Source organism: Clostridium thailandense, from assembly GCF_019207025.1.
Classification (GTDB): domain Bacteria; phylum Bacillota; class Clostridia; order Clostridiales; family Clostridiaceae; genus Clostridium_AM; species Clostridium_AM thailandense.
In genome coordinates this window covers 1-5,202 of sequence record NZ_JAEEGC010000248.1, presented here as the reverse complement: position 1 = coordinate 5,202, position 5,202 = coordinate 1, and the positions used below count along the sequence as shown (strand labels likewise).

At 31.6% G+C, this 5,202-nt stretch carries 4 protein-coding genes; all 4 read right to left on the bottom strand.

Translation table 11 applies throughout. From position 1 onward, the window contains the following. Positions 1-42: 42 nt before the first annotated feature. From I6U48_RS29300 to I6U48_RS29285, 4 genes are read right to left on the bottom strand one after another with little or no spacing between them, the layout of a single operon-like run. Positions 43-1,047: a LacI family DNA-binding transcriptional regulator gene (locus I6U48_RS29300; protein ID WP_218324047.1), complete on the bottom strand. Its 1,005-nt coding sequence runs from the start codon at positions 1,045-1,047 to the stop codon at positions 43-45. A 24-nt stretch (positions 1,048-1,071) separates the two neighbouring features. Then, positions 1,072-2,577 (bottom strand): UDP-glucose--hexose-1-phosphate uridylyltransferase, encoded by a 1,506-nt coding sequence (gene galT, locus I6U48_RS29295; RefSeq protein WP_218324046.1) that lies wholly within the window; start codon positions 2,575-2,577, stop codon positions 1,072-1,074. 40 nt (positions 2,578-2,617) lie between these two features. Further along, positions 2,618-3,604, bottom strand: a complete 987-nt coding sequence (gene galE / locus I6U48_RS29290) for a UDP-glucose 4-epimerase GalE (protein ID WP_218324045.1) — start codon at positions 3,602-3,604, stop codon at positions 2,618-2,620. A gap of 19 nt (positions 3,605-3,623) precedes the next feature. Then, complete coding sequence (locus I6U48_RS29285; RefSeq protein ID WP_218324044.1) at positions 3,624-4,790, bottom strand: galactokinase; 1,167 nt, start codon at positions 4,788-4,790, stop codon at positions 3,624-3,626. Positions 4,791-5,202: the final 412 nt, after the last annotated feature.

Sequence of the window (5,202 nt, the reverse complement as noted above, 5' to 3'; positions counted from 1 at the left end):
CAATACAACCTCATATTTTATATTCATCTTCTCTCATATTACTTATTCTATTACTGGTTTACAGCTCTCCCGTATCATCAACCTTGTTGGTATTATAACTTTTTTGCAAATTGTTCTTCCATTCTTCATTCGCTCTAAAAGTAGGTCCACTGCACTCTCTCCCATAAAATCCGTATATACCTTTACTGTACTCAAAGCCGGCACAATATATTTAGCTGTTGATATATCATTAAATCCTACAATACTTATATCTCCAGGAATATTAAGTCCTGCTTCTATAGCAGCCTTATAGGCCCCAATCGCCATTGAATCGCTAGATATAAAAAAAGCACTTTGAGCTTTTCTTCTTATCAAGGCTTCTCTCATTAATCTATATCCATCTGCATGGGTAAAACTTCCTAAGAATACATTACTTCTATCATAATTTTTAATATTTTTCATATATTCTATATAAGTTTCTTCTCTATAATCTTTAACTTTCATTTTACCGTTATCTATATACTCCTCTCCCCCTATATATATAATTTCTTTATGTCCAAGAGAAGTTAAATAATCCAATGCATTATTTACTGCTTTTCTAAAATCAACAACTACTGAATCATATTTATCCTCATTTGGGGAAGAATCTACAAAAACTATATTATTAGTCAACTTGCTGAATTTTTCAATATCAATGTCTCCAAACTTTCCTATAGCCACTATGCCATCAAAGTTTTCAAAACTATCATATTTATCGCCCTTGTTAATCCTCGTAAAATGAATGTGCTCATTCTCACACCTTTTTTCTATTCCAAGTCTGATAGACAGATAATATGGGTCTTCTAATTCTTCTTTATCAGAGTACCAATGGACAATTCCAATATTTATATATTCCTGCTTTTTATTTTTTCTTTCACGAGGAGTTACATAATCTAATTCCTCAGCTATTTCAAAAATTCTCTTTTTTGTCTTTTCTGATACATTTATAGTTTCATCAAAATTTAATACTCTGGATACGGTTGCTATAGAAACCTCAGCTTTAGACGCAATATCTTTTATAGTTGCCATTAATTACTGACCTACTTTCATTGTTTATAATGAGCTAATAAACCTATCAAAAGCATATAGCCCTTCCTCATCTCTTTTAAAAACTCCAGCATGCTCAAGCACTCTAGTAAACTTGATTCCTACTTCTTTTTGCAATATTTTTCTTACATTTTCGCTATTTATATTTTCGTATTGCTTTATAATTTCTTCACACCATTCTTTGTGTTTGCTTAACTCTTCTTCATCATGTATATTCTCTTTACTAATTAAATAGTGTTCTAAATCTTTGAGTTCAGTTTTTAATCTCGCTGGTAAAACTGCTAAACCCATAACTTCTATGAGGCCTATATTTTCTTTCTTTATATGATGTAATTCTCTATGTGGATGAAATATACCTTCTGGATGTTCTTCAGTAGTTCTGTTATTCCTAAGTACCAAATCAAGCTGAAATTTTTCATCCCTCATCCTAGCAATAGGTGTTATAGTATTATGCAACACTCCATCGGTATTTGATAAAACATCAACAGTTTCATCTGAATAATCCTGCCACTTTATATATACATGGTATGCTGCCTCTATTAAAGATTCCTTATTCTCACCCTCTAATCTTATAACAGACATAGGCCATTTAACTCTTCCAACTTTTACATCGGAAAATCCATCTATGTTAAACTCCTTCTCTACTTTAGCCTTCGCCATAGCGAATTCATAATTACCTCCCTGAAAATGATCATGAGATAAAATAGAACCTCCTACTATTGGCAAATCTGCATTGGAACCTATAAAATAATGTGGAAATTTTTGAGTAAAGTCTAGTAATCTCATAAAGGTTTCCTTTGAAATCTTCATAGGTTTATGCTCACCTTTGAATACTATACAATGTTCATTATAGTATACATAAGGTGAATACTGGAAAAACCATTTTTCATTATTAAGAGTTACAGGTATAACCCTATGATTTTGTCTAGCTGGATGATTTATCCTTCCTGCATAGCCTTCATTTTCTTTACATAATAGACATTTTGGGTATGAACTATTCGCCATATTTCTTGCTGCCGCAATAGCTTTAGGATCTTTTTCTGGTTTAGATAGATTTATTGTTATATCTATATATCCATATTCAGTAGCAATTTTCCAACTTAAATCTTTTTTTATTCTTTCTGTTCTAATATAGTTAGAATATCTGCTTAAATCGTAATAATAATCTGTAGCTTTCTTTTTATCTTCGAGATAGAGCTCATTAAACTTTGAAATAACTTCAGATGGTCTTGGAATCAAGCATCCCATGATTTTTGTATCCAGTAAATCCTTATATACTACTCCATCTTCTTCTAAAACACCTTTTTCCAAACACCATCCTAATATATTACTAAGTATTGAATCAGGGGATTCTAACAATTCTTCCTTTGCAACTGCTACTTCCACATCATCAATTCTTAAAACTTCTAATATTCTATTTCTAGTATATACTAAATCTACATCATCAATTAATTTCTTACTTAAACCATATTGAAGCAATCTTTCTATTTCATAAGAAATATTTATCTCCATTATTAATCCCCCGTTCTTCTATCTTAATAATTTGTTACTGTTACTTAAACCCATCCCTATGAGTACTATGGAATTTCCATGCAGATCCAATTATATCTTCTACATTTGTATATTTAGGTGCCCATCCAAGTATTTTTCTTGCCTTTTTACTAGCAGCTACTAAAACTGCTGGATCACCTGCTCGTCTTTCTTCAATTTCTGCTGGAATTTCATGTCCTGCTACTTTTCTTGCTGCATCAATCATTTCTTTAACTGAAAATCCGCTGCCGTTTCCTAAATTGAATACATCGCTGTCGTATCCTTCTCTAAGTTTGCTTAATGCTAAAATATGTGCATCTATTAAATCCATAACATGTATATAGTCTCTAACACATGTCCCATCCTTTGTTGGATAGTCATCTCCATAGATCATTATTTTTTCACGCTTCCCTAGTGGAACCTGTAGTATAAGCGGAATTAAATGAGTTTCTGGATTATGATCCTCTCCAATTAATCCATTTTCATGAGCTCCTGCTACATTAAAGTAACGAAGTGCTATATATTTAACTCCATAGGCTTTATCTGTCCATTTCATCATCTTTTCCATAGACAACTTTGTTTCTCCATAGGTATTAGTTGGTCTGGTTCTATCATTTTCTGATATTGGAACACATTCTGGCTCTCCATATACTGCTGCAGTGGATGAAAAAACTATTTTTTTAACATCATTGTGAACCATCGCTTCAAGTAATACCTGTGTACCATGTACATTATTATCATAATATTTAAATGGAAGCTGCATACTTTCACCTACTAATGAATTAGCAGCAAAATGTATTACTGAATCTATTTCATTTTCTTTAAATACCTTGTTTAAAAATTCAAGATCTCTTATATCCCCTTTATAGAACCTTGCCTCCGGATGGACTGCTTGTTCATGACCAGTTTGTAAGTTATCAACTACAACAACCTTTTCTCCTCTATTAATTAATTCATATACACAATGTGAGCCAATATAACCTGCTCCTCCACATACTAAAACACTCATTGTTAATCTTCCTTTCTTTTTAATTTAATTTTCTTGCTCCATCTCCAACCTTTGCAATATAAAAACTTGCTTCATAACCTATTTCTTCAACATAAGCTTTTCCTAGGTTTTTTATAAAATCATCTATACAATCATTTTTTACTATACTAACTGTACATCCACCAAAACCTGCTCCAGTCATTCGTGAACCTATAACTCCCTTCTGTTTCCATGCAAGCTCTACTAATGTATCAAGTTCTATACCTGTAACCTCATAGTCATCTCTCAAGGAAACATGTGAAGCATTCATTAGTAAACCAAAAGTTTCAAGATCATTTTCTTTTAGTGCTTTAACAGCCTTTATTGTTCTTTGATTTTCATAAACTGCATGTTTTGCTCTCTTTATATTCACGCTGCTCTTAATTAGATACTCATATTTTTCAAATTCTTCTTCTGTTAGCTCCCCTAAGGTCTTAATGCCAAGTTCACTTGCTAAATCTTGTAGAGCTTCTTCGCATTGAGTTCTTCTTTCATTATACTTTGAATCAGCAAGTCCACGTCTTTTATTTGTATTCGCAATAACTATGGATGCATCATTTAACTCTATTCTTGCATAATCATACTTTAAGGTATTAGTATCTAGTAAAATAGCACAGTTTTCTTTTCCCATACCTATAGCAAACTGATCCATTATTCCACAATTTACTCCTATAAATTTGTTTTCTGCCATTTTACTTATTTGAACCATTTTGATCATATCTAAATCAAAATTAAACATATCTTTTATTATTACCGAAGTAACAAGTTCTATAGATGCTGAAGATGAAAGTCCAGCACCATTTGGTATATTTCCGTAAAATAGTATCTCAAATCCGCTATTTACCTCAAATTTTTCCTGCTCAAAAGCCCATACTACTCCTTTGGGATAGTTCGCCCAGTCATGTTTTTTTTCATTAGTTAAACTATCTAAACTAAATTCAATTATTCCTAATTGCTTAAAATTATTTGAATATAAACGTATCAACTTATCTTCTCGTTTTCTAGCAATGGCATAAGTTCCAAAGGTTAGTGCACAAGGAAATACGTGTCCTCCATTATAGTCTGTATGTTCTCCTATCAAGTTTACTCTGCCTGGAGCAAAATAAGCCGCAGCCCCTTCCTTACTTCCAAAAACCTTTTCAAAATCAAGTATTAGTTCATTAACCATATTTCTACTAACCCTCCACCCTTAAAATATACTCCATTTGTAATAAAGTTCAAATTTAAATCATCTCTATAGTTTCATTTTACTAAAACATTAGTAAAATTTCAATAGAAATCAAATAATATTTTAGTAAAATTTTAGTTAAATATTTTTTAAACATCACCAGTAATTCTCATATTATAAGTTAAGTGTCGATTATAGGTATTTAGATAACCACTCTAGACACTTAACTTATACGCAGGGATATATTTACATTCTGGAAGACACATTTAAATACTTTTGATACAAGTCTTAGCTCATATTTTTGAAAAAGCTTAGAAGATTTGATTGGTTAAAAGTCTAAATGACTTTTAACGAGCAACTTATCAATGGTAATTGATAAGTTGGTCCGACTGAGCAGAGCGAGTTATCAAAG

What these genes read in the sequence shown, in the direction of transcription:
- I6U48_RS29300 (WP_218324047.1), bottom strand. Translation starts at nt 1,047, where the DNA reads ATGGCAACTATAAAAGATATTGCGTCTAAAGCTGAGGTTTCTATAGCA.
- galT (WP_218324046.1), bottom strand. Translation starts at nt 2,577, where the DNA reads ATGGAGATAAATATTTCTTATGAAATAGAAAGATTGCTTCAATATGGT.
- galE (WP_218324045.1), bottom strand. Translation starts at nt 3,604, where the DNA reads ATGAGTGTTTTAGTATGTGGAGGAGCAGGTTATATTGGCTCACATTGT.
- I6U48_RS29285 (WP_218324044.1), bottom strand. Translation starts at nt 4,790, where the DNA reads ATGGTTAATGAACTAATACTTGATTTTGAAAAGGTTTTTGGAAGTAAG.